Origin of the sequence: Bacteroides sp. AM32-11AC (genome assembly GCF_003603515.1) — a bacterium.
Lineage (GTDB): Bacteria > Bacteroidota > Bacteroidia > Bacteroidales > Bacteroidaceae > Bacteroides > Bacteroides uniformis.
The window spans coordinates 29,546-52,409 of record NZ_QTNH01000022.1 but is presented as its reverse complement, the minus strand read 5'-3'; the positions used below and the strand labels follow the sequence as shown (position 1 = coordinate 52,409).

General features: G+C 50.7%; 17 protein-coding genes, 2 tRNA genes and 2 rRNA genes (1 of these 21 only partly in view). 8 read left to right on the top strand and 13 right to left on the bottom strand.

Going from position 1 to position 22,864, the window contains the following annotated elements:
* From DW800_RS18890 to DW800_RS18835, 11 genes are all read right to left on the bottom strand, one after another.
* Positions 1–2,588, bottom strand: a 23S ribosomal RNA gene (locus tag DW800_RS18890) (it extends 346 nt beyond the left edge of the window).
* A gap of 113 nt (positions 2,589–2,701) precedes the next feature.
* Positions 2,702–2,775, bottom strand: a tRNA-Ala gene (locus tag DW800_RS18885).
* Between the two features lie 90 nt (positions 2,776–2,865).
* Positions 2,866–2,939 (bottom strand) — tRNA-Ile (locus DW800_RS18880).
* Between the two features lie 135 nt (positions 2,940–3,074).
* A 16S ribosomal RNA gene (locus tag DW800_RS18875) occupies positions 3,075–4,601 on the bottom strand.
* The 16S and 23S rRNA genes sit together here with 2 tRNA genes alongside, the layout of an rRNA operon.
* Before the next feature lie 752 nt (positions 4,602–5,353).
* Positions 5,354–5,827: an N-acetylmuramoyl-L-alanine amidase gene (locus tag DW800_RS18865; RefSeq protein WP_005831100.1), complete on the bottom strand. Its 474-nt coding sequence runs from the start codon at positions 5,825–5,827 to the stop codon at positions 5,354–5,356.
* Between the two features lie 46 nt (positions 5,828–5,873).
* The gene (locus DW800_RS19760; RefSeq protein WP_005837396.1) at positions 5,874–5,975 is read right to left on the bottom strand and encodes a smalltalk protein; all 102 of its coding nucleotides are present in this window, start codon (positions 5,973–5,975) and stop codon (positions 5,874–5,876) included.
* 184 nt (positions 5,976–6,159) lie between these two features.
* Positions 6,160–6,672 carry an HU family DNA-binding protein gene (locus DW800_RS18860; protein ID WP_005837397.1) on the bottom strand — a complete coding sequence of 171 codons (513 nt, stop codon included), beginning with the start codon at positions 6,670–6,672 and terminating at the stop codon, positions 6,160–6,162.
* 252 nt (positions 6,673–6,924) lie between these two features.
* Complete coding sequence (dnaB, locus tag DW800_RS18855; protein ID WP_022400564.1) at positions 6,925–8,304, bottom strand: replicative DNA helicase; 1,380 nt, start codon at positions 8,302–8,304, stop codon at positions 6,925–6,927.
* On the bottom strand, positions 8,294–8,950 hold the full coding sequence (locus DW800_RS18850; RefSeq protein ID WP_005831106.1) for a hypothetical protein: 657 nt from the start codon (positions 8,948–8,950) through the stop codon (positions 8,294–8,296). The genes dnaB and DW800_RS18850 overlap by 11 nt, the downstream gene beginning before the upstream one ends.
* A 187-nt stretch (positions 8,951–9,137) precedes the next feature.
* Positions 9,138–9,440: a DUF4248 domain-containing protein gene (locus DW800_RS18845; RefSeq protein WP_005831107.1), complete on the bottom strand. Its 303-nt coding sequence runs from the start codon at positions 9,438–9,440 to the stop codon at positions 9,138–9,140.
* Between the two features lie 320 nt (positions 9,441–9,760).
* Positions 9,761–10,198: a hypothetical protein gene (locus DW800_RS18835; protein WP_057097918.1), complete on the bottom strand. Its 438-nt coding sequence runs from the start codon at positions 10,196–10,198 to the stop codon at positions 9,761–9,763.
* 535 nt (positions 10,199–10,733) lie between these two features.
* Here DW800_RS18835 and DW800_RS18830 point away from each other — a divergent pair.
* The 8 genes from DW800_RS18830 (at position 10,734) to DW800_RS18790 (ending at position 20,142) form a co-directional block, all read left to right on the top strand.
* Positions 10,734–12,755, top strand: a complete 2,022-nt coding sequence (locus DW800_RS18830; protein WP_009038283.1) for an LruC domain-containing protein — start codon at positions 10,734–10,736, stop codon at positions 12,753–12,755.
* 145 nt (positions 12,756–12,900) lie between these two features.
* The gene (locus DW800_RS18820; protein ID WP_005837403.1) at positions 12,901–13,380 is read left to right on the top strand and encodes a hypothetical protein; all 480 of its coding nucleotides are present in this window, start codon (positions 12,901–12,903) and stop codon (positions 13,378–13,380) included.
* Complete coding sequence (bioA, locus tag DW800_RS18815; protein WP_022400567.1) at positions 13,377–15,611, top strand: adenosylmethionine--8-amino-7-oxononanoate transaminase; 2,235 nt, start codon at positions 13,377–13,379, stop codon at positions 15,609–15,611. Before DW800_RS18820 ends, bioA begins: the two co-directional genes overlap by 4 nt.
* 34 nt (positions 15,612–15,645) lie before the next feature.
* Positions 15,646–16,836 carry an 8-amino-7-oxononanoate synthase gene (locus DW800_RS18810; protein WP_119958271.1) on the top strand — a complete coding sequence of 397 codons (1,191 nt, stop codon included), beginning with the start codon at positions 15,646–15,648 and terminating at the stop codon, positions 16,834–16,836.
* A gap of 6 nt (positions 16,837–16,842) precedes the next feature.
* The gene (locus tag DW800_RS18805; protein ID WP_119958270.1) at positions 16,843–17,532 is read left to right on the top strand and encodes a pimeloyl-ACP methyl esterase BioG family protein; all 690 of its coding nucleotides are present in this window, start codon (positions 16,843–16,845) and stop codon (positions 17,530–17,532) included.
* Positions 17,517–18,293: a malonyl-ACP O-methyltransferase BioC gene (gene bioC, locus DW800_RS18800; RefSeq protein WP_119958269.1), complete on the top strand. Its 777-nt coding sequence runs from the start codon at positions 17,517–17,519 to the stop codon at positions 18,291–18,293. Before DW800_RS18805 ends, bioC begins: the two co-directional genes overlap by 16 nt.
* A complete protein-coding gene (gene bioD, locus DW800_RS18795; RefSeq protein WP_057252815.1) occupies positions 18,293–18,940 on the top strand; it encodes a dethiobiotin synthase in 648 nt (215 codons plus the stop codon). Before bioC ends, bioD begins: the two co-directional genes overlap by 1 nt.
* A 29-nt stretch (positions 18,941–18,969) precedes the next feature.
* The gene (locus DW800_RS18790) at positions 18,970–20,142 is read left to right on the top strand and encodes a glycosyltransferase (protein ID WP_057252813.1); all 1,173 of its coding nucleotides are present in this window, start codon (positions 18,970–18,972) and stop codon (positions 20,140–20,142) included.
* A gap of 5 nt (positions 20,143–20,147) precedes the next feature.
* Here the strand turns inward: DW800_RS18790 and DW800_RS18785 are convergent, their stop codons facing one another.
* Together DW800_RS18785 and DW800_RS18780 are read right to left on the bottom strand one after the other, a co-directional pair.
* Complete coding sequence (locus DW800_RS18785; RefSeq protein WP_119958268.1) at positions 20,148–21,392, bottom strand: ABC transporter permease; 1,245 nt, start codon at positions 21,390–21,392, stop codon at positions 20,148–20,150.
* 10 nt (positions 21,393–21,402) lie between these two features.
* Positions 21,403–22,608, bottom strand: coding sequence for a pyridoxal phosphate-dependent aminotransferase (locus DW800_RS18780; protein ID WP_005837410.1), 1,206 nt, complete (start codon positions 22,606–22,608; stop codon positions 21,403–21,405).
* Positions 22,609–22,864: the final 256 nt, after the last annotated feature.

The window sequence follows — 22,864 nt, the reverse complement described above, 5'->3', positions numbered from 1 at the left end:
TTCTGAACCCAGCTCGCGTGCCACTTTAATGGGCGAACAGCCCACCCCTTGGGACCTTCTCCAGCCCCAGGATGTGACGAGCCGACATCGAGGTGCCAAACCCCTCCGTCGATATGAGCTCTTGGGAGGGATCAGCCTGTTATCCCCGGAGTACCTTTTATCCTTTGAGCGATGTCCTTTCCATACAGAAACACCGGATCACTATGCTCTAGTTTCCTACCTGATCGACTTGTAAGTCTCCCAGTCAAGCGCCCTTATGCCATTACACTCTGCCGACGGTTACCAATCGTCGTGAGGGCACCTTTAGAAGCCTCCGTTACACTTTTGGAGGCGACCACCCCAGTCAAACTACCCACCAAACAGTGTCCCCGCAACAACGGGTTAGAACTCAAATAATCAAAGGGCCGTATTTCAACAGCGGCTCCACGGACACTGGCGTGCCCGCTTCAAAGCCTCCGGCCTATCCTACACATCAATTACCCAAATTCAATGTTAAGCTATAGTAAAGGTTCACGGGGTCTTTTCGTCCCATCGCGGGTAATCGGCATCTTCACCGATACTACAATTTCACTGAGCTCACGGTTGAGACAGCGTCCAGATCATTACACCATTCGTGCAGGTCGGAACTTACCCGACAAGGAATTTCGCTACCTTAGGACCGTTATAGTTACGGCCGCCGTTTACTGGGGCTTCAATTCAATGCTTCTCTTGCGATGACATCTCCTCTTAACCTTCCAGCACCGGGCAGGTGTCAGGCTGTATACTTCATCTTTCAATTTTGCACAGCCCTGTGTTTTTGTTAAACAGTTGCCTGGACCTATTCTCTGCGCCTCGCCGTAAAGCGAGGACCCTTTATCCCGAAGTTACAGGGTCAGTTTGCCTAGTTCCTTAACCGTGAATCACTCAAGCGCCTTAGTATATTCAACCCGACTACGTGTGTCCGTTTGCGGTACGGGTACCTGCAGGATTAAGTTTAGCGGATTTTCTTGGAAGTATGATTACACGCACTATTGGATTGTTCTAAGAACGCTCCATACTGTCAGGTTCGACTCTTGCTCCGGATTTGCCTGGAACAATCAGCATCTACACCCTTCAACGGACTATTCCGTCAGTCCGCGGCGCTGTCACGACTCCGTCTCCACGTCACTCCCACAGGTAGTACCGGAATATTAACCGGTTCTGCCATCGGCCTCGCCGTTCGGCTGAGCCTTAGGACCCGACTTACCCTGATCCGATTAGCGTTGATCAGGAAACCTTAGTCTTTCGGCGAGGGGGTTTCCCACCCCCTTTATCGTTACTTATACCTACATTTGCTTTTCCACACGCTCCAGCAAAGCTCGCGCTTCACCTTCGACGCAGAGTGGAATGCTCCCCTACCGATGATTTCTCATCCCAAAGCTTCGGTAGAATACTTATGCCCGATTATTATCCACGCCAAACTCCTCGACTAGTGAGCTGTTACGCACTCTTTAAATGAATGGCTGCTTCCAAGCCAACATCCTAGCTGTCTTAGCAATCTGACTTCGTTAGTTCAACTTAGTATTCATTTCGGGACCTTAGCTGTTGGTCCGGATTGTTCTCCTTTAGGACATGGACCTTAGCACCCATGCCCTCACTCCTGACATAGAACTGACACGCATTCGGAGTTTGTCAAGACTTGATAGGCGGTGAAGCCCTCGCATCTTATCAGTCGCTCTACCTCATGCCAGTATAAGTCAAGGCTGCACCTAAATGCATTTCGGGGAGTACGAGCTATCTCCAAGTTTGATTAGCCTTTCACCCCCACCCTCAGGTCATCCAGAAGCTTTTCAACGCTTATTGGTTCGGTCCTCCAGATGGTGTTACCCATCCTTCAACCTGCCCAAGGGTAGATCACTTGGTTTCGCGTCTACTCCTTCCGACTATACGCCCTGTTCAGACTCGCTTTCGCTTCGGCTGCAGATCTGAAATCCTTAACCTCGCCGGAAAAAGTAACTCGTAGGTTCATTATGCAAAAGGCACGCCGTCACACCAGAAGGTGCTCCGACCGCTTGTAGGCACATGGTTTCAGGAACTATTTCACTCTTCTGTTCGAAGTGCTTTTCACCTTTCCTTCACAGTACTGGTTCACTATCGGTCTCTCGGGAGTATTTAGCCTTACCGGATGGTCCCGGCAGATTCACGCAGAATTCCTCGTGCTCCGCGCTACTCAGGATACCACTAGGCTTCGGTTGGCTTCGCATACGCAGCTCTCATGCTCTATGGCTGTACTTTCCAGAACATTCTGCTCACCAACTTTCTTGCCACGGCGTGGTCCTACAACCCCACCCATGCCGTAACATGGATGGTTTGGGCTGTTCCCCGTTCGCTCGCCACTACTGGGGGAATCATTGTTTATTTTCTTTTCCTGCAGGTACTAAGATGTTTCAGTTCCCTGCGTTAGCCTCCTGCAATGCAGGATGATACTTCTTCAAAGTACCGGGTTGTCCCATTCGGAAATCCGCGGATCAAAGGTCATTTGCACCTACCCGCAGCTTATCGCAGCTTATCACGTCCTTCATCGCCTCCGAGAGCCAAGGCATCCGCCATGTGCCCTTACTTACTTTTTGTCTTACCGATCACGTATGGTCGATATATACTTTCAGCTTTTAACTTTACTTTTTTTTGGTCACATCATGTCAAAGAACGGTGTTTCAATTATAAAACAATAATCAAAACGGAGTGGAGAATAACGGATTCGAACCGTTGACCCCCTGCGTGCAAAGCAGGTGCTCTAGCCAGCTGAGCTAATCCCCCTTCTTATAAGTGGAAAACGGAAAGTGGAAAGTGGAAAGTCCGGAGAGTTCCCGATTTTCAGTTGTCAATTTTCAGTTTTCAACTTTGAAGTAGTCCCAGGCAGAGTTGAACTGCCGACCTCTACATTATCAGTGTAGCGCTCTAACCAACTGAGCTATAGGACTGTCAGTCAAACCCTCGCCTTACGGCTCGGCTTCTACTTTTCTCGTATATTTTAATAAACAAGTACGCGCAGTACAAGAGGTTCTTATGGAAGCATAACTTCAAGAACCAACGATCGAGTCGAGACGTCGCTCCAGAAAGGAGGTGTTCCAGCCGCACCTTCCGGTACGGCTACCTTGTTACGACTTAGCCCCAATCACCAGTTTTACCCTAGGGCGCTCCTTGCGGTTACGCACTTCAGGTACCCCCGGCTTTCATGGCTTGACGGGCGGTGTGTACAAGGCCCGGGAACGTATTCACCGCGCCGTGGCTGATGCGCGATTACTAGCGAATCCAGCTTCATGGAGTCGGGTTGCAGACTCCAATCCGAACTGAGAGAGGCTTTAGGGATTAGCATCACGTCGCCGTGTAGCTGCCTTCTGTACCCCCCATTGTAACACGTGTGTAGCCCCGGACGTAAGGGCCGTGCTGATTTGACGTCATCCCCACCTTCCTCACATCTTACGACGGCAGTCTCGACAGAGTCCCCAGCATAACCTGATGGTAACTATCGATAAGGGTTGCGCTCGTTATGGCACTTAAGCCGACACCTCACGGCACGAGCTGACGACAACCATGCAGCACCTTCACAACTGCCTTGCGGCTGACATGTCTCCACATCATTCAGTTGCAATTCAAGCCCGGGTAAGGTTCCTCGCGTATCATCGAATTAAACCACATGTTCCTCCGCTTGTGCGGGCCCCCGTCAATTCCTTTGAGTTTCACCGTTGCCGGCGTACTCCCCAGGTGGAATACTTAACGCTTTCGCTTGGCCGCTTACTGTATATCGCAAACAGCGAGTATTCATCGTTTACTGTGTGGACTACCAGGGTATCTAATCCTGTTTGATACCCACACTTTCGAGCATCAGCGTCAGTTACAGTCCAGCAAGCTGCCTTCGCAATCGGAGTTCTTCGTGATATCTAAGCATTTCACCGCTCCCCCACGAATTCCGCCTGCCTCTACTGTACTCAAGACACCCAGTATCAACTGCAATTTTACGGTTGAGCCGCAAACTTTCACAACTGACTTAAGCGTCCGCCTACGCTCCCTTTAAACCCAATAAATCCGGATAACGCTCGGATCCTCCGTATTACCGCGGCTGCTGGCACGGAGTTAGCCGATCCTTATTCATACGGTACATACAAAAAGGCACACGTGCCTCACTTTATTCCCGTATAAAAGAAGTTTACAACCCATAGGGCAGTCATCCTTCACGCTACTTGGCTGGTTCAGACTCTCGTCCATTGACCAATATTCCTCACTGCTGCCTCCCGTAGGAGTTTGGACCGTGTCTCAGTTCCAATGTGGGGGACCTTCCTCTCAGAACCCCTATCCATCGAAGGCTTGGTGGGCCGTTACCCCGCCAACAACCTAATGGAACGCATCCCCATCGATGACCGAAATTCTTTAATAGTTCTACCATGCGGAAGAACTATGCCATCGGGTATTAATCTTTCTTTCGAAAGGCTATCCCCGAGTCATCGGCAGGTTGGATACGTGTTACTCACCCGTGCGCCGGTCGCCATCAAACTTAGCAAGCTAAGTTCATGCTGCCCCTCGACTTGCATGTGTTAAGCCTGTAGCTAGCGTTCATCCTGAGCCAGGATCAAACTCTTCATTGTAAAAGTATCGTGACTGCGCAAATTAAAAATTAAAGTGCGACAGCTTAATTATCTGTTCAGGACGCTCGAATTCAAAAGTTTATCTTTACCTATCTATATAGAATAAGTATTGACGGTTCTTTTGTTTTACCCAGGTACGACGCGCCTTAATTATTAGTTTCCAATTATTAATTTGCGAAGCACCTGCTCTTGTACTACTTGTATTGTTTATGTAAATCTGTTCAAAGATCGCTCGTTTCACGCTTGCTGTTCTTTTCAGAAAGCGGATGCAAAGGTAAGAACTTTAAAGCATATCTTCCAAATATTTTCGGAAGTTTTTTTTTCATTTTTTTCTTTTTCCTGTATTTTCAAATCCTTTAAACAAGGATAAGAAAAGCAAAACAAGAAAAGTTCTTTTTCTTTGCGAGTCGGACTGCAAAGATAAGGAGAATTATTAATAAGTTCCAAATGTTTTTCGAAAAATATTTTTATCTCTTTTTATTTCTCTGTGTCACCTTCCACACTTCTGTTTCAGTATTTCAATCTTACCACTTTCCTTCTCTTGGAAAGCGGGTGCAAAGGTATAGGATTTAACAATACAAGCCAAACATATCTATCATTTTTTTTAATAAAAATGAAACTTTTTTGTAACTTACTGATTCATAAATGCATTTCGCATGAACAATTTTGAAGAAAGGAAAAAGAGAGAAAATAACTATACATTATATATATACGTGCGCGCGAAGAGCACGAAGAAAGAGAATAAAAACATTTTATAAGCATGCCGGATTGGGTGGTGGCGGTTCTGTCAGTATAGTCGCCGCATCAAAGCAGGGACATTGTTTCACCCACTCTTCCGGCTCTATCTCCCCGTTATGGTTCAGGTCGGGGCTCAGGTCGCGGTGACCGCAAAGCCGGGAACCGGGATAATCCTTCAGCAGCAGCAACACAAGCACATGCAGGGAGTGCTTTTGGAAAAGGGTGCGTGTATCGGCAGGGCGACCGCACTCGTCAAGACCGCCTTCGTAACAGACACCGATGCTACCTGCATTCCAACCCCGGACATGGGCACCAGGCAGGGACAAGGGACGCAGGGACTTGATGTCACCGTTCTTGCGGATATAAAAATGATAACCTGCGCCGGAGAAGCCCCGGCGCAGGTGGTCTGTCGTCAAGTCGTGCTCCGTATAGCAGCGGTCGCAGCGGGTGGCGGAACAATGGACGACGATAAGATTGATGAATCTCATGAGAATTAAAAATTAGAAATTAAAAATTAAAAGTGAAGGAAACCCGCTACACTGTCATGGCATGGGCGCTCAGGGCACCAATAAGCGCGGAGGCTACAGCGATTATCACTTTCAGAATCTTATCCCAAACAGATGATTTTGTACTCATAAAATTAAGGATTAATAGTTAAGAATTAATGGTTAAGGATTAGTGATTAAGGATTAGTGATTAAGGATTAGTGATTAAGGATTAAGGGCTAATGATTAATGGTTAATCATTAGGGATTGATTAGCGATAAGCGATTTGCTTGTGTTCATTAACCATTAATCACTAACCCTTAATCATTCCTTCTTTATCCCAGCGGATTTTCGCCCTGGTCGCCGTCGTCGCCGGAGCCGCCTCCGGAACCACCGCCTTGATTGCCGCCGCCGGAGCCGCCCTCCTCGGGCTTGTCGAGCACAAAGCCCACATTCGCCGGGCTGCGGGTCACGGCGGTACTGCCGTTCACCAGCTTCAGCTCCTTGTCGGGGATAAAGCGGATATTCACCTTCGAGATATTGCGCACCGTACATTTGTCCGAGGCCTCCATGCCGGGACAGCGGAACGTCATGTGGAAAGTGCCCAGCTGGTTCAGCTTCACCTTGTCGCCATTGGCAAGGTTGCCTTGAATCTCCTCCACCAGGGCTTCGATGACGTGCTTCACGTCGCCCTTCGTCATGGCACAGTTTTTCTGAATGGAGGCGGCAAGGACATCGATGTCCACGGTGCCGCAGGTCTTGGGTTTCTGACGGAGATAGTACAACATGGGCGAAGCCGGGTTGCTCACGATTTTACGGCGCTGGAAGCGCTCTACAATTACATCCATAAATTTAAAAAGTTAAGGTTTAAGTTAAGAAAAATGAGTTATAAGAGAGAAGTGGGTAAGGGAAGGGATAGGGCGCCCGAATCAATGATTATTCCTTTTCTTAAGCACATTACAAAGATACAACATTAAGAAGCGGAAGTCAAGTGTTTTGCCATTTTTTTTACTACAAAAAACACGGAGACACAGAGTTTTTCAAGCAATAAGAAAAATCTCCGTGTCTTTGTGTCTCTGTATTCTATAAATTTCCATCCATCACTTTGCATTCCTCGTCAGCCACTCCAATGGTGGTATGTAGTCCACCAGTTTTGTCATGCTTTGGTTATGATGGAAATAGACTTCACCGGTTTTGCCATTACGGTGCTTGGCTATGATGACGATACCCAGGCCATCGGTGGGATAAGTACTCTTCTTATCGACGGTCTTGCCGTAGAGGGCAGGGCGGCAAAGCAGCATTACCATATCCGCATCCTGCTCTATGGCGCCGCTCTCGCGCAGGTTGCTCAGGGTGGGGCGATGGTCTATGCTACCGTCGCTCGCCCGGTTCAGCTGACTCAGCAGCAGTACGGGGATATCCAGCTCCTTGGCCAGCAGCTTTGCCTTGCGGCTTGCCTGCGCCACTTCCTGCTCGCGGTTGCGGTTTTTCTGGTCACTCCTCATGTCACATAGTTGCAGATAGTCCACAATCACCATGTCACAGCGATTCTTGCTCTTCAGCAGGCGGGCGGAAGAACGCACGCGGTCCATGCTCGTCATCGGATGGTCGTCTATCAGTATGGGCAACCGCGACAACTCGGCAGACGCCTCATGCACCTGCCTCACCTCGCCGGGTGTGAGCTGGCCGCTACGCAGGTGTTGCGGGTCTACCCCCTCCGTAGCTGCAAGCAGCCAGCGGTCTCCCAGGCGCTCGCCTTGCATTTCGAGGCTGAAGACCACCACATGACGCCCCGCCATGGCAGCGGCACGGGCCAGGTGGAGGGCAAAGGCCGTCTTCCCCACCGACGGACGGGCAGCAAGGATGTTCAAGTCGCCGCGCTGCCAGCCCGCCGTAACGTGGTCCAGAGCGTCAAAACCCGTAGGGATACCCGTAATGCCGTTGCATCCGTGCTCCATACGCTGCTCCACCTCGGCCAGCGTGTCGTCCATCAGCCGGTCTATGGAGCGAAGGTGGTCGGCTACGCCGCTCTCGTCCTCCAGCCCCTCCAGCAGTCGATGGGCTTCCACCAGGATGTCGTCAATATCCATCGACTCGTCGGCACTGAACGCCAGCAGTTGCTGGAATCCCGTACGCATGATACGCCGCGTGTGCAATTGCCTAAGGATGAGCGCATGATACTCCAGATGAGCACTGGAGCTGACCTTCGAGCTGATGCGTAACAGTTCGTAAGGCCCGCCCACGGCATCGAGTTTGCCACGGGCTGCCAGTTCGTTCTTCAGCGTGATGGTATCTATGGACTTTGCGCTGCGATACATCGATTGCAGGGCGGCAAAAATTTCCAGATTCTTCTCCTCGTAGAACATCTCGGGACGAAGTTTGTCCACCACCAGAGGCATGGCAGCGCGCTCTATCATGCAGGCACCGATGACAGCTTCTTCGAGGTCACTGTCGTGGGAAAAAGTAGTTTCAGTCATCATATTCATTTTCAAAAGATTTGTCCGCCAGATAGGTGGCGGCTTGTTTACAATATTTTTGGTTGTTCAGATGGTCGTAATATTCGTCGATGTTGTCCAGTGCCCGCTGTTTCTCGCCTGCCGTCAATTTTTTCCATTCGCGACGGGCCCGGCCGATGTTTACCTTGGGATGCTCGGTGATGTCATGAAACTTTTCCCAGAAGATGCAGAAGTCCTCTCCCACCCCAGCCACCGGCGCTGCCTTCTTCTTCCGCGGGGCTGCTTTAGGACGGGCATTGCCAGTAAGGAAATCATAATCGGGGATACGGATGTGCATCACGTAGGGGTTGGCCACCCGCTCCACGATGCCGGCGTCGAACATCTTGTTGAAGAAGTAGCGCGTACGGTTGCGAGGCCACCCCAATATCTCCATCCAGCGAGCCAGGGAAAGTACGGACTCGCCACGTACACAGTCGAAAAGGTGTCCCCTGACGTTGCAGGTCACCGTGCTGTAGTTGACGTGTGTCAGCACAAAGACAAAGGCTTCGAAGGCATCGGCGGCTTTCTCTCCGGTTTTCATATTCATTTGTTCCTCAAACAAGGCTTTGGGGAAGAGGAGATAGCCTTTCTTCAGCATCTCCGTTGTCATGGGTCTCATTTCTTTTTCCATTTTTGTCTATTCTTAATTCGATAATGCGACAAAGGTAAGGGACCAGCCAGGGGGATACAAATAAGCAGTTAGAATCGGCTAAAAATTAATGAAATACATAAGGTGGCGAGAGAGGGGTTCACCTCATCCTCCACCACCCTATATGATAATATACTAAAATAATCAGAATGTATTAGAAATACATTCTCTATTTCGCATATTTTTTAGAGACCAGAAGATACGGATTTTTCACGGTCATATCCTTCACGTGGTCGGGCATCCCCCAGTAGCTCAGGAGGATGCCTATCTGTACGGGGGTGAGGTGGGCAGTCCTGGCGGTATAGCCCTGGTCCGTCAGATCCTTCAGCAGGCAAGCGTGTTCCGCAATGGAACGGCGCAGGGCCTTTACGGCCGAGCAGGCATACGCGTAGTTTGGGTAATAGGCCACTGCCACATCTGCAATGCGATGGCATCCCTCGAGCAGCCATTCAAAACTTTGTTCTTTTATCATTTTGCATATATTTATTAATAAAACATGTTGCAAAGTTAGAATGGGAGGGAAAACTGGGAAAGTTCGAGTGGCAATAAGAAAACTTGCTCAAGAAAAATGAATGTGTCAAAACGGTTGATGACACACCCTCACTGTCTTATTGATAAAAGCAACACTTTCATACTATAATAGGGAAGCACACATTTTGCGTATTTCATGTAACTTATCGGTCAGCGATTTTTCTTTAAGAGAGACAGCCATATTATATCTCGCCTGCCTATTAACGAGGAGTTCCGCACTAATCCCTAAGGCTGCTTCTACCATAAGAGCGAAGTCACTGGTTACATCTCCCTCTCCCTCTTGAAGTACCCCAGCACCGTGGCCGGTGTAAGACAGCAGCGTTCTACGCTTTTCAGGCGGCTCTGAAAAGTATATCGGGAGCATAGCACAAGGCAGAACCAAGTATAGTTCAAGCTACGGTGCAAGCGGTGCTGAAGGTGGTCGAAAAAACGGGAAACACGGGCAAAGAAGCTAGCGATACGCTCGCGGGGAACAAAACGGGAAGGCTGTGCGGCAGCATTACGGGAGCGCTTGGCGGTACGTTCCATCTGTGCAAGGGTATACTCCAGTTGCTCGATGTCATTGCGGGTGTTCTCCATGGTTTGTTCCAATTTCTCGCGTCGTGCCTGCTGCTTGGTATATCGTTCTTTTCTGTCAGCGATTCGATTTTTGAGGTCTTCTGCGGTGAGGTTTATTCCTTTGTTCTGGATTGATTTCATTATAAACGTCTGTTTTATAGTTGTTTGTCTGTATATAAGTTCACGAAAACACATCATCCGTCTGCACCGAATGCATAATGCATAAAGGGCAAACGGATGATATATCAGGAGCAAATGTACGATGAATATTGCAGATAAAGTTCTTAATGACCATTAAGTCTTGTTATAAAACATGATATTATCTACTGCAAATTTGGAGATTATCAGAAAACACGTACCTTTGCAATGTGTTTTTCATAGTATTAGATTTAAGGTTAACAAAAGATTGGCTGTCTGGGATAGATAGCCTTTTTTTATGCCCGCACCATTCGATTCATCCAATTAGTATCAATTCACTTTATACAACTTTTTAACCCACCAAAAGTGTTTTTAAACCCCAAAAGTTGTAGATTATAAATACTATGTTTATATTTGCAACATGAAAAAAGCGCTCGAGAAAATGTAGTATCTACAACTCGTCTGTGAAGTGGGTGGCGGTTGTGATATAGACAGCGTTCATAAGACAAACAAGCAAGCAATCTACAACAATAAAAATATGAAAGTTAGACTTATGACGAAAGTTAGTGCTGCAACCCTCATTTCAGCAATTGCCTGCAGCATATTCACGGGATGTACCGAAAAAGACCTATACAATCCCGAACGTGGAAAAACAGAACTAAAGCCGGAGAGCGAATACTTTGACTTTGCAACAACAGCCCAGGTAGCTTTTGACGTGAATTATGGAAAAATCGCAGGAGGCGCATTAATAGAGGTGTTTACAGAAGACCCCATCACCTATCAGACAAACAACCTCTACTCCATCAACGGCGAAGCGGTTTTTAAAATCTTTGCAGATGCAGACGGACGCTTCACCGGCAACGTAGAACTGCCCAAAGCGACAGAAAAGGTATATATCATCTCACAAAGTTGGGGAGCCCCCATGTGTGTGGAAGCGGATGTGGAAAACGGCAAAGTGGTGGTAGATATGACCGAGGACAATGCCAACACTCGCTCAGCTGCCATGACACGTGCAAAATCCAACCTGACTATCGACCTAAAGGATAGGAAGGAACGGGTATACTCCATCGTTGGATGGGGACAATCTCACGGTGAGATTATTGATAATAATGACATTGTAACTACGGGAAATTTCAATGACGGAACTTTAAAGCAGTTACAACACACACTGTGGAAAGGTTATGACAGCAAACCCAGCAATCTGGACAACAGAGCTTTGGTGAGCGATACAAAGCATGTGAACACCACCATTGCCCAAGCATATATCAACAACCAGGGACAACACGTAACGATTACCGATGCAGAACTGTATCTGACCTTCCTGACCGAACGTGCCGGTTACCTGACTTCCATCGGCTATTATTACTACAAGACCAATGAAATTCCCAACAGCCCTGACAAGGTAGACAAATTCATTATCATTCCCAATGCATCCATTGCAGGAGACGACCCGTATACCGGATGGTCTGGAAGTGGTAACAAATATTCCCGATATGACGCTCCCATACAGAAGAATACAAAAATACAACTTCTGTATCAGGACGAAAACGGTAATGTCTCCACCAAATTCCCGGCAGGATATACCATAGGATATTTCATCATCCCCAATGGATATACCCCCAATAAAGGTATCGACTACTCTATAAATTATATATATTCCAATAAAGAATGGAACAAGATATATGCAGGCCAACAAGCTCGCTTTATCTCCCTCTCCACCAGCAACGGCACGGTAGTCTACGGAGTAGAAGATGGCGATGATACCAGCTACGAAGACATACTGTTCTGTATCGATGCCAACCCCAATGAAGCCATTCAAGACCCGGACCGTCCGGTCATAGACCCGGAAGAGCCTACGGTGACGAGCTCCGAAACAACCTACCGCACGTATGCCTACGAAGACATCTGGCCCAATGGCGGTGACTATGACTTGAACGACGTGATTATCGAACACAAACGGGCCATTTCATTCAACAGCAACAATTATGTGCTGAAGGTGGAAGACACCTTTGTACCCGTACAGCAAAGTGGTGCCGCCACATACTCCAACGCATTTGCCGTGCAATATGTGGCCAGCCAGCGAGGCAGCATAGAACTGCCTGCCGGAGCAGTCGATGAAACAGAGACCTCTTCTGTCATCCTATTCCCCGATGCAAAGTCTGTGCAGGGCAACGAATTTACCGTAACCCGTACATTTGCAGACAACACATTGCCTAAGAAGAATCTGGAGAGCGACTTGAACCCGTTCATCATTGCCCAGTATACAGCCGGAGCCGACAACCGGACAGAAGTGCATCTGCCCAAGAAGAAAGCGACCGGTAAAGCCAACGCAGAGCAAATCGGAGCCGAAGACGATGCCTACTACATCAACAAGGACGGCAAATATCCATTCGCCATCATGCTGCCGGCCACAACCGGCACGGAAGGCCCCATCCGGTTCACTCCGGCAAAGGAAACCGTACGCATCGACCTGGAGTATCCCGATTTCGCCAAATGGGTAGAGTCCAATGGTGCCACCAATAATGACTGGTATCTCTACTACCAGTCGTCCAAAGAGTGAAATCCTACGACATTGCTTAAAGAAGAGCCGCGCAATAGTTGCATTTGCGCGGCTTTTTCATGCATGACCATTACCGTTATGAAATTATTTTTTCTACATTTGCATCCGCTAAAAGGAAACAAAACCGCATCAGGCTGAAAAAAACATGAGGAATACATCACCCGCCGCACCTACCATCCGCTTCCGCCGCTGGAGCAGAAAAGCCTACGCTGCATTTGCCAGCATAGGACGGTGTGTCACCATCGGTTGCCTGCGCAAAAGCGTGGCAGACAGCTCTCTGTCCAAACAGAAGACTGCGGGAACCGCCGGACATGCCGGATGCGGGGAAGAGAGTACCTGGAAAGGAGAAACGGAAGGAAGGGAAACCGACACCGGCATTCCGCTGGGTAGCAGCAGCGTCCTGACAAGTATCCTCACGGAGCCGGGAACGAACCGGCACATTCTTTTTGAAACACAATTCATCCGCCCCTGCGGGAATACGGGCGGACAAGACACATATAGCCTGAAACAAAAGAGAACAAGAGGTACGGATTACCGGAAGCCATGCAGCAGAATGACGAGCTGCACCGCCCCGGCAATCCGTACCTCTGTCTTTATCCATGAACATAACCCAAGAAAGATATGACCCTACAGAAATTAAAGGAACAAGTGCTGCGCGGCAGCCACATCAGTAAGGAAGAAGCCGAATGGCTGGCTGTGCAACCCGACAAGGAAGCGCTATACGAAGCTGCCCACGAGATAACCCGGGCCCGAGCCTCGGAGGAGTTCGACATGTGCTCCATCATTAATGCCAAGTCCGGACGATGCCCGGAAAACTGCAAGTGGTGTGCACAGTCGTCGCACTACAAAACCCAGGCAGACGTGTACGACCTGGTGGACAAAGAAGAATGCCTGCGGCATGCCCTGCATAATGAAGCCCAGGGCGTGGCACGTTTCTCGCTGGTGACCAGTGGACGGAAGCCCTCCTCCAGAAACATGGAGAAACTGTGCGAAGCCGCCCGGCACATGCGCCGGCACTCGTCCATCCAGTTGTGCGCATCACTGGGACTGCTCAACGAAGACGAAATGCGGGCACTGCACGACGCAGGCATCACCCGCTATCACTGCAACCTGGAGACAGCCCCCTCCTACTTTCCCCAACTGTGCAGCACGCACACGCAGGAAGAGAAGCTGCGCACCCTGCAAGCCGCCCGCAACGTAGGCATGGACATCTGCAGCGGCGGCATCATCGGTATGGGCGAGAGCATGGAGCAACGTATCGAATTCGCCTTCACACTGCGCGAGCTGGAAGTACAGTCCATCCCCATCAACCTCCTGAGCCCCATCCCCGGCACACCGCTGGAACGGCAGGCGCCACTCAGCGAGGAGGAAATACTGACCACCATCGCCCTCTTCCGCTTCATCAACCCGACGGCTTTCCTCCGCTTTGCCGGAGGACGCTCGCAACTGAGCAAGGAGGCCGTGAAGCAAGCGCTGCACATCGGCATCAACTCTGCCATCGTGGGCGACCTGCTGACAACGCTCGGCTCGAAAGTGTCGGAAGACAAGGTGCTGATAGAAAATGCCGGATACCGGTTCTGCGGCTCGCAGTTCGACAGAGAGCACCTATGGCACCCCTATACCTCCACCACCAACCCGCTACCGGTGTACAAGGTGAAGCATGCCGAAGGCGCCACCATCACCCTGGAAAGCGGAGAAACACTCGTAGAGGGAATGTCGTCGTGGTGGTGCGCCGTCCACGGGTACAACCACCCTACACTGAACCGGGCGGCAGAGGAACAGCTGGGCAAGATGTCGCATGTGATGTTCGGAGGGCTGACACACGACCCTGCCATTGAACTGGGCCAGTTGCTGCTACCGCTCGTCCCGCCGTCCATGCAGAAGATATTCTATGCCGACTCGGGCTCGGTGGCAGTAGAGGTGGCCTTGAAAATGGCCGTGCAGTACTGGTATGGCAAGGGAAAGGCGAAGAAGAACAATTTTGTGACTATCCGTTCGGGTTATCACGGGGATACATGGAATGCCATGTCTGTCTGCGACCCGGTGACGGGCATGCATTCGCTGTTCGGGGCATCATTGCCGGTGCGCTATTTCGTGCCGCAGCCGCGCTCGCGCTTCCACGGCGAATGGGATGAACGGGATACGGTGGAACTGCGGAAACTGGTAGAGGAGCATCACGAGGAACTGGCAGCGCTTATCCTCGAACCTGTGGTGCAGGGCGCTGGCGGCATGTGGTTCTACCACCCCCAGTACCTGCGCGAAGCGGCACAGATATGCAAGGAACATGGCCTGCTGCTGATATTCGATGAGATAGCCACGGGCTTCGGACGGACGGGAAAACTCTTTGCCTGGGAGCACGCGGGTGTAGAACCGGACATCATGTGCATAGGAAAGGCCATAACGGGCGGATACATGACGCTGTCTGCCGTACTGACGACGAATGAAGTGGCAGATACCATCTCCAACCATACGCCGGAGGTGTTTATGCACGGACCCACCTTTATGGGGAATCCACTGGCATGCGCCGTGGCGTGCGCTTCGGTGAAGCTGCTGACCTCGCCCGAATACGACTGGCAAGGCAAGGTGACTCGCATCAGCCGGCAACTGCAAGAAGAGCTTGAACCGGCACGCCGATTGCCGCAAGTGACGGATGTACGTGTGTTGGGAGCCATCGGGGTGATTGAGACAAAAGAACCCGTAGACATGGCGTGGATGCAAAAACGCTTCGTTGAGGAGGGAATCTGGGTACGCCCGTTCGGAAGATTGGTATACCTGATGCCTCCGTTCATTATAGAGCCGGAACAGCTGAGGAAGCTGACGGGAGGGTTGATGAAAATTATACAGGAAATGAATTGAGAGGATAAAGGGGAAATTATTATATCAAGAATTTATGAACGTAACTAACTATATGCAGCAAGAGCTGCAAACATTGAAAGAACACAGCAACCTGCGCCGCCTGCCGCAACTGACACACGAGGGACGCACGGTTGTAGCCGATGGCCGGCATATGCTGAACCTTTCGTCCAACGACTATCTGGGTCTGGCTGCCGACCGCCAGCTGAAGGAAGAATTCCTGCAGACACTGACACCGGACACCTTCCTGCCGACTTCCTCCTCCTCCCGCCTGCTGACGGGGAACTTCGGGATTTACGAAGAGCTGGAGACGGAACTCGCTACACTTTTCGGCACAGAGACAGCACTGGTGCTCAATAGCGGCTATCATGCCAATATGGGGATTCTACCCGCCGTGAGCGATGCACAAACCCTGATATTGGCAGACAAGCTGGTGCATGCCAGCATCATCGACGGCATCCGCCTATCCACCGCACGCTGCATCCGCTTCCGCCACAACGACCTGGTACAACTGGAACGCCTGCTGGAACAACACCATGCAACATTCCGGCAATTGATTATCGTCACAGAAAGCATCTTCAGCATGGACGGTGACCAAGCCGACCTCACGGCATTGGTGCGTTTGAAAAAAAGATACTCCAACGTACTGCTCTATGTGGACGAAGCCCATGCATTCGGCGTAAGGGGACCGCGCGGTCTGGGCTGCGCCGAAGAAACCGGATGCATCCGGGATATAGATTTCCTCGTGGGCACCTTCGGCAAGGCAGCGGCGTCTGCCGGCGCATACATCGCCTGCTGCCGGACGATACGCGAGTATCTCGTCAACCGGATGCGAACCCTCATCTTCACCACGGCATTACCTCCGACAAGTATTGCCTGGACACTGTTTATCGTACGGAAACTTGCCAGGATGCAGGACCACCGCGAGCATCTGGCAAGAATCAGCCGGACACTGCGCGAAGCATTACAAGCCAAGGGGTACGGATGCCCCAGCGCAAGCCATATCGTCCCACTGATTATTGGCCCCAGTGCCGACACCGTGCTGTGCGCAGAGCTGCTGCAGAGGCATGGCTTTTATGCACTGCCGGTACGCCCGCCCACGGTGCCCGAAGGGACATCACGCATCCGCTTCTCGCTGACGGCAGACATACGGGAAGATGAGATTGGAGAACTTATACCCCTTATTCCCCTAAAGGAAGAGAGGAATACTAACGCTATACGATTCTAAAAACAGATGAAACAAAGTTACATTATACACGAGCATCATCCCCGGCTATTGCTGTTCTTTGCCGGCTGGGGAGCCGATGAGACGCCTTTCAAAATGTATCGTCCGGTAGCCAGCGACTTCATGGTGTGCTATGACTACCGCACACTGGATTTTGACGCCTCCGGACTGGAAGAATACCGCGAAATTAACCTCATCGGCTGGTCTATGGGGGTATGGGCGGCTTCGCAGACCGTGCCACAGCTCTCATCGCCAGGTACATCCGGCGAAGGTATCCATATGGCAAACAGCATCGCCATCAACGGAACACCCTACCCCATAGACCAGCATATGGGCATTCCACCCGCCATCTACCACGGGACATTGGACGGACTGACCGGGGCTTCACTGCACAAATTCCTCCGCCGCATGTGCGCCAACGGAGCAGCCTTCAAAGCTTTCCTGGAAATCACTCCCCGCCGTCCGCTGGAAGAGTTGAGAGATGAGTTGACGGAGATTGAGAAGATGTACCACACACTGCCTGCTGCCACCTTCCATTGGCAGCAGGCAGTAACGGGAGGCAACGACCGCATCATTCCGCCAGCCAACCAGCTGCAAGCCTGGGAAACACTCGGCACCCCCGTACTGCAAACGGAGGATGCCCACTATCAGGAAGAGTTATTCAGACATTACCTGCAAGACCTATGGACAAGCCACTGAACCCGATGGACAAACAACTGATAGCCTCCCGCTTTGCCAAAGCCCGGAATACCTATACCCGGGAGGCCCGCGTGCAGCAACAAGTCGCCGAGAAGATGATGCAGCTCATAAAGGAACCATACACACGTTTCCGCCGTGTCGTAGAGTTTGGCTGCGGAACGGGAAGCTACTCGCGTATCCTCCTCCACACCTTGCAACCGGAAACCCTGCTGCTGAACGACTTGTGCCGGGAAATGGAAGAGTGCGTCAAGGAACTTTGCGACGGCACTACCGTGCAGTTCGTCCCCGGTGATGCCGAAGCCATCGACTTCCCCGGAGAAACCGACCTGATAACCTCGTGCTCCACCCTACAATGGTTCAACGACCCAGGTGCTTTCTTCACCCGCTGCCACCAAGCACTGGTGGCAGACGGCCTGCTTGCCTTCAGCACCTTCGGCGCCACAAACATGCACGAAATACGCCAACTGACGGGGCATGGGCTGGACTATCTCTCCGTTGAGGAGCTGCAAGCCCTGCTGTCTCCCCACTTCGATATTCTCCATGCCGAGGAAGAGGTAGTAACCCTGCCCTTCCCCACCCCTCAGGCAGTGCTGAAGCATCTGAAGCAAACCGGAGTGACGGGAACGGAAAAAAGGATATGGACGCGCAGCCGCCTGCAATCCTTCTGCAAAGAATACACAACCCGGTTCAGTGATGCCGCAGGCAACGTAAACCTGACCTATCACCCCATTTATATCATCGCACGAAAAAAAACAAAATAATGGAAACAAAAAACATCTACTTCATCAGCGGCATTGATACAGATGCCGGAAAAAGCTATTGCACCGCCTGGTATGCCCGTGAGCTTATGCAACGCGACCTGCGCGTCATCACCCAAAAGTTCATCCAGACCGGCAACACCGGCCATTCCGAGGACATCGACCTGCACCGCCGCCTCACCGGAACCGGCTACCTGCCGGAAGACAAAGAGGGGCTGACCATGCCCGAGATATTCTCCTACCCCTGCTCCCCCCACCTCGCCGCCCGCATAGACAAGCGCCCGATAGACTTCGAAAAAATAGAGCGTGCCACCAGGGAACTTTCCCATCGCTATGATACCGTGCTCGTAGAAGGCGCCGGCGGTCTGATGGTTCCCCTTACCGAAGATTTCCTGACGATAGACTACATTGCGGAGAAGCAGTACCCGCTTATCTTTGTCACCTCCGGAAAGCTGGGCAGCATCAACCACACCTTGCTGAGCTTCGAAGCCATCAAGAACCGGGGCATCGCGCTCGATACGGTACTCTACAACCTCTATCCCACGGTAGAGGACAAGACTATCCAGGAAGACACGATGAAATACATCAAGCAGTATTTGTCCAAGCACTTTCCCGGAACAAAGTTTGAGGTAGTGCCGGAAATTGTGTAAATTTGCAGCACATAAACGTCCTACTGCACATGGAAGCATTCACATTAGATTCAACTGAAATTATCGTACTCGCTACGGCGGGTGGTCTGTTCCTTATTCAAATTATCTACTACCTCTGTCTCTACAACCGTATTCATGCGCGCAACCGTGCCGTGAAGCAGGGAGACACGCACTTCACCCAGGAACTGCCCCCCATATCCGTCATCATCTGCGCCCGCGAGGAATCCGAGAATCTGCGCCGCAACCTGGGCGCCGTGCTGGAGCAGGACTATCCCCAATTTGAAGTCATCGTCATTAACGACGGCAACACCGATGAGAGCGAGGATTACCTGACCATCCTCGAGGAGAAATATCCCCATCTCTACCACAGCTTCGTGCCCGATTCCTCCCGCTACATCAGCCGCAAGAAGCTGGCCGTGACGCTTGGAATCAAGGCCAGCAAATATGAATGGCTGGTGTTTACCAATGCCAACTGCATGCCCCAAAGCAACCAATGGCTGCGACTGATGGCACGCAACTTCACATCACGTACCCAAGTGGTGCTGGGATACAGCGGCTACGAACGCGGCAAAGGCTGGCTGCACAAACGGGCGGCATTCGACAATCTGTTCACTTCCATGCGCTATCTGGGATTTGCCCTGGCAGGCAGCCCCTACATGGGCATCGGGCGTAACCTGGCCTACCGGAAGGAACTCTTCTACCAACAGAAAGGATTCTCCGCACACCTCAACCTGCAACGGGGAGACGACGATTTGTTCATCAACCACGTGGCTACCCCGGAGAACACGCGGGTAGAAACGGATGCCAATGCCATTGTGCGCATGCAGCCGCTTCTGCGTACCAAGGACTGGAAAGAAGAGAAAATAGGCTACGCCTCCACAGCACGGCTGTATCATGGAATGCAACGCTGGCTGGCCGGTTTTGAGACCCTGACCCGCCTGGCATTCCACGCATCCTGGATAGCCGCGATGGTCATCGGCATTCTGCACTTCCACTGGCTGGCAGCAGGCGTCGCTTTTCTTTTGTTCCTGTTCCGTTTCACCATGCAGGCAGTCATTGTCAACAAGACTGCCCACGACCTGGAAGAACAGCGCAGATATTACTTCACACTACCGGCTTTCGACCTATTGCAGCCGATACAGTCTTTACGTTGGAAATGGTACTGTCTGTTCCGCAAGAAAAGCGGTTTTCTGAGAAAGTGATTCTCTTATTCGTAACGGATGGAAGTTGCCGGATGGATGCGTGTAATCAGGAATGATGGGCCCAGCAACATCAGGACCGAAGCCAGCAATGTGCCAGCATTCAGCAGCAGGAACAGCCAGATATTGAAAGATACCGGAACAGTAGCCATGTAATAGGTTTCAGGGTCGAGCTTGAACAAGCCGGACCAGCGCTGCACGAAATAGAACGCAAGGCCGATTATGTTCCCCCAAAGCATGCCTTTCCCAATGAGGAAGACCGAAAACCAAAGGAAGACTTTACGGATGGTAAAGTTATTGGCTCCCAAAGACTTCAGCACGCCTATCATGGAGGTACGCTCTATGATGATAATCAGCAGGCCGGATACCATGGTGAACCCCGCCACTCCAATCATCAGAATGAGAATGACCCAGATGTTGACATCCAAGATGCCCAGCCAGGCAAAGATTTGGGGATTGAGCTGCTCTACATTGCGGACGCAATACTCGGCACCATAGCGGTCGGGATTCTCGTCCGTATCGACAGCTATCTCATAGGTGGTTTCTTCCAGCTTGTCATAATCGCGTATTTCCAGCTCCACACCGCTCACCTGGTCCGGTTCCCAGTTGTTCAGGCGATTCACCAAATAGAGGTCGGTAAGCAGGAATAGGTTGTCGTATTCGGAGAAGTTGGTTTGGTAGATACCTACAATCTTCAGGCGGCGAGCACGCACATCGTCCTGGATGAAGTAGGTGTCTATCTTGTCACCGAGTTTCAATTGCAGCTTGTTGGCAAGAGACTTTGAGATGACTACGCGGTTGGACGAAGCGGAATCGCTGAATTGCGGAAACTCCCCCTCCAGCAGATGGCGGTGGAAAAAGGTGCTGTCATACTCCTGCCCCACACCTTTCAGCACCATTCCCTGAAAGGCATCGGTGGTCTTTATCATCCCCGGCTTGGTGGAGTAGCGTTGTACATGCTTCACTTCGGGATAATCGGAAAGCGCAGCCATCATGCTGTCGCCCACCACCACCGGGCGCGTCTCATAAGAGCGTGCAGCATCCAGGTTGCCTATCTGGATATGGGCACCGAAACCCACGATTTTATCCCTTACCTCGCTCTTGAAGCCGACAATGACGGACACGGCAATAATCATCACCGCCAGTCCGAGAGCAATGCCCACCATGGCAATAAGGACAGCCGGACGGGAAACTTGCTTGCCCGGCTCCGAGTTGCGATAAATGCGCAACGCTATAAAGCGAGATAAGTTCATAAATTAATCCCTAATCCTTCATTTCTCTTCCCGGATAGGCTTCCAATGCTTTTTGCAATACAAACAAGGCGCGGTTCAAGTCGTCTTTCTTCAGTACGTATGCGATACGCACTTCGTTGCGACCGGAACCCGGCGTAGTATAGAATCCGGACGCAGGCGCCATGAATACCGTCTGTCCCTCGTATTCGAACTCCGACAGACACCAGGCACAGAACTTGTCCGAATCATCTACTGGAAGCTTTGCCACCGTATAGAATGCTCCCATCGGGATGGGCGAATATACGCCCGGTATACGGTTCAATCCGTCAATCAGGCATTTACGGCGTTCTACATATTCATCGTATGTGTCGCGCAGATAATCCTCACCGGCATCCAGCGATGCTTCTGCGGCAATCTGGCCAATCAACGGAGGACTGAGACGTGCCTGGCAGAACTTCATGACAGCATCCCGGATTTCCTTGTTCTTCGTTATCAGGGCACCGATGCGGATGCCGCACTCCGAATAGCGCTTGGACACGGAATCAATCAGCACCACATTGTTCTCAATGCCCTCCAGATGGCAGGCAGAGATATAGGGAGAACCCGTATAAATAAATTCACGGTACACCTCGTCCGAGAAGAGGAACAAATCGTACTTCTTCACAAGGTCGCGAATCTGGTTCATTTCACGGCGTGTATAGAGGTAACCCGTAGGATTGTTGGGATTGCAAATCAAAATAGCACGCGTGCGCTCGTTAATCAACTCCTCGAACTTCTCTACCTTGGGCAACGAGAAACCCTCTTCGATGGTCGTGGCAATGGTGCGTATCTTGGCTCCGGCAGAGATGGCAAACGCCATATAATTGGCATAGGCCGGCTCGGGAACAATGATTTCATCCCCCGGATTGAGGCAAGCCAGGAAAGAGAACAACACCGCCTCCGAGCCGCCGGAAGTGATGATGATGTCGTCTGCAGTCAGATTGATATTGTACTTTGCATAGTAACCCACCAACTTCTCGCGGTAACTGCGATATCCCGCACTGGGACTGTATTCCAGAACTTTCCGGTCGATGTTCCGTATCGCTTCAATCGCGACTTCCGGAGTAGGCAGGTCGGGTTGACCGATGTTCAGGTGAAATACATGTATACCCCTCTGCTTGGCAGCATCTGCCAGAGGAGCCAGTTTTCTGATAGGAGATGCGGGCATCTCCATTCCGCGAATAGATATTGTTGGCATGAGGTTTATTTACTATTTGACGATTTATGATTTACTATTTAATAGAGTATTTATAGGTGATATTGCTATCACTTTATCATTAAAGTTGCAAATGTAGCGAATTATTTGAAACCAAAAGGAAGGCAAGACCATAAAAACTTTAAAAAACTTATCTATCGTAAAAACTCTATGATATGTAAACAGAAACTTGTATCTTTGAAAAAGCAAACGAGCCAAGTAGAATCAATTGTAAATAGTAAATAGTCAAATAGTAAAT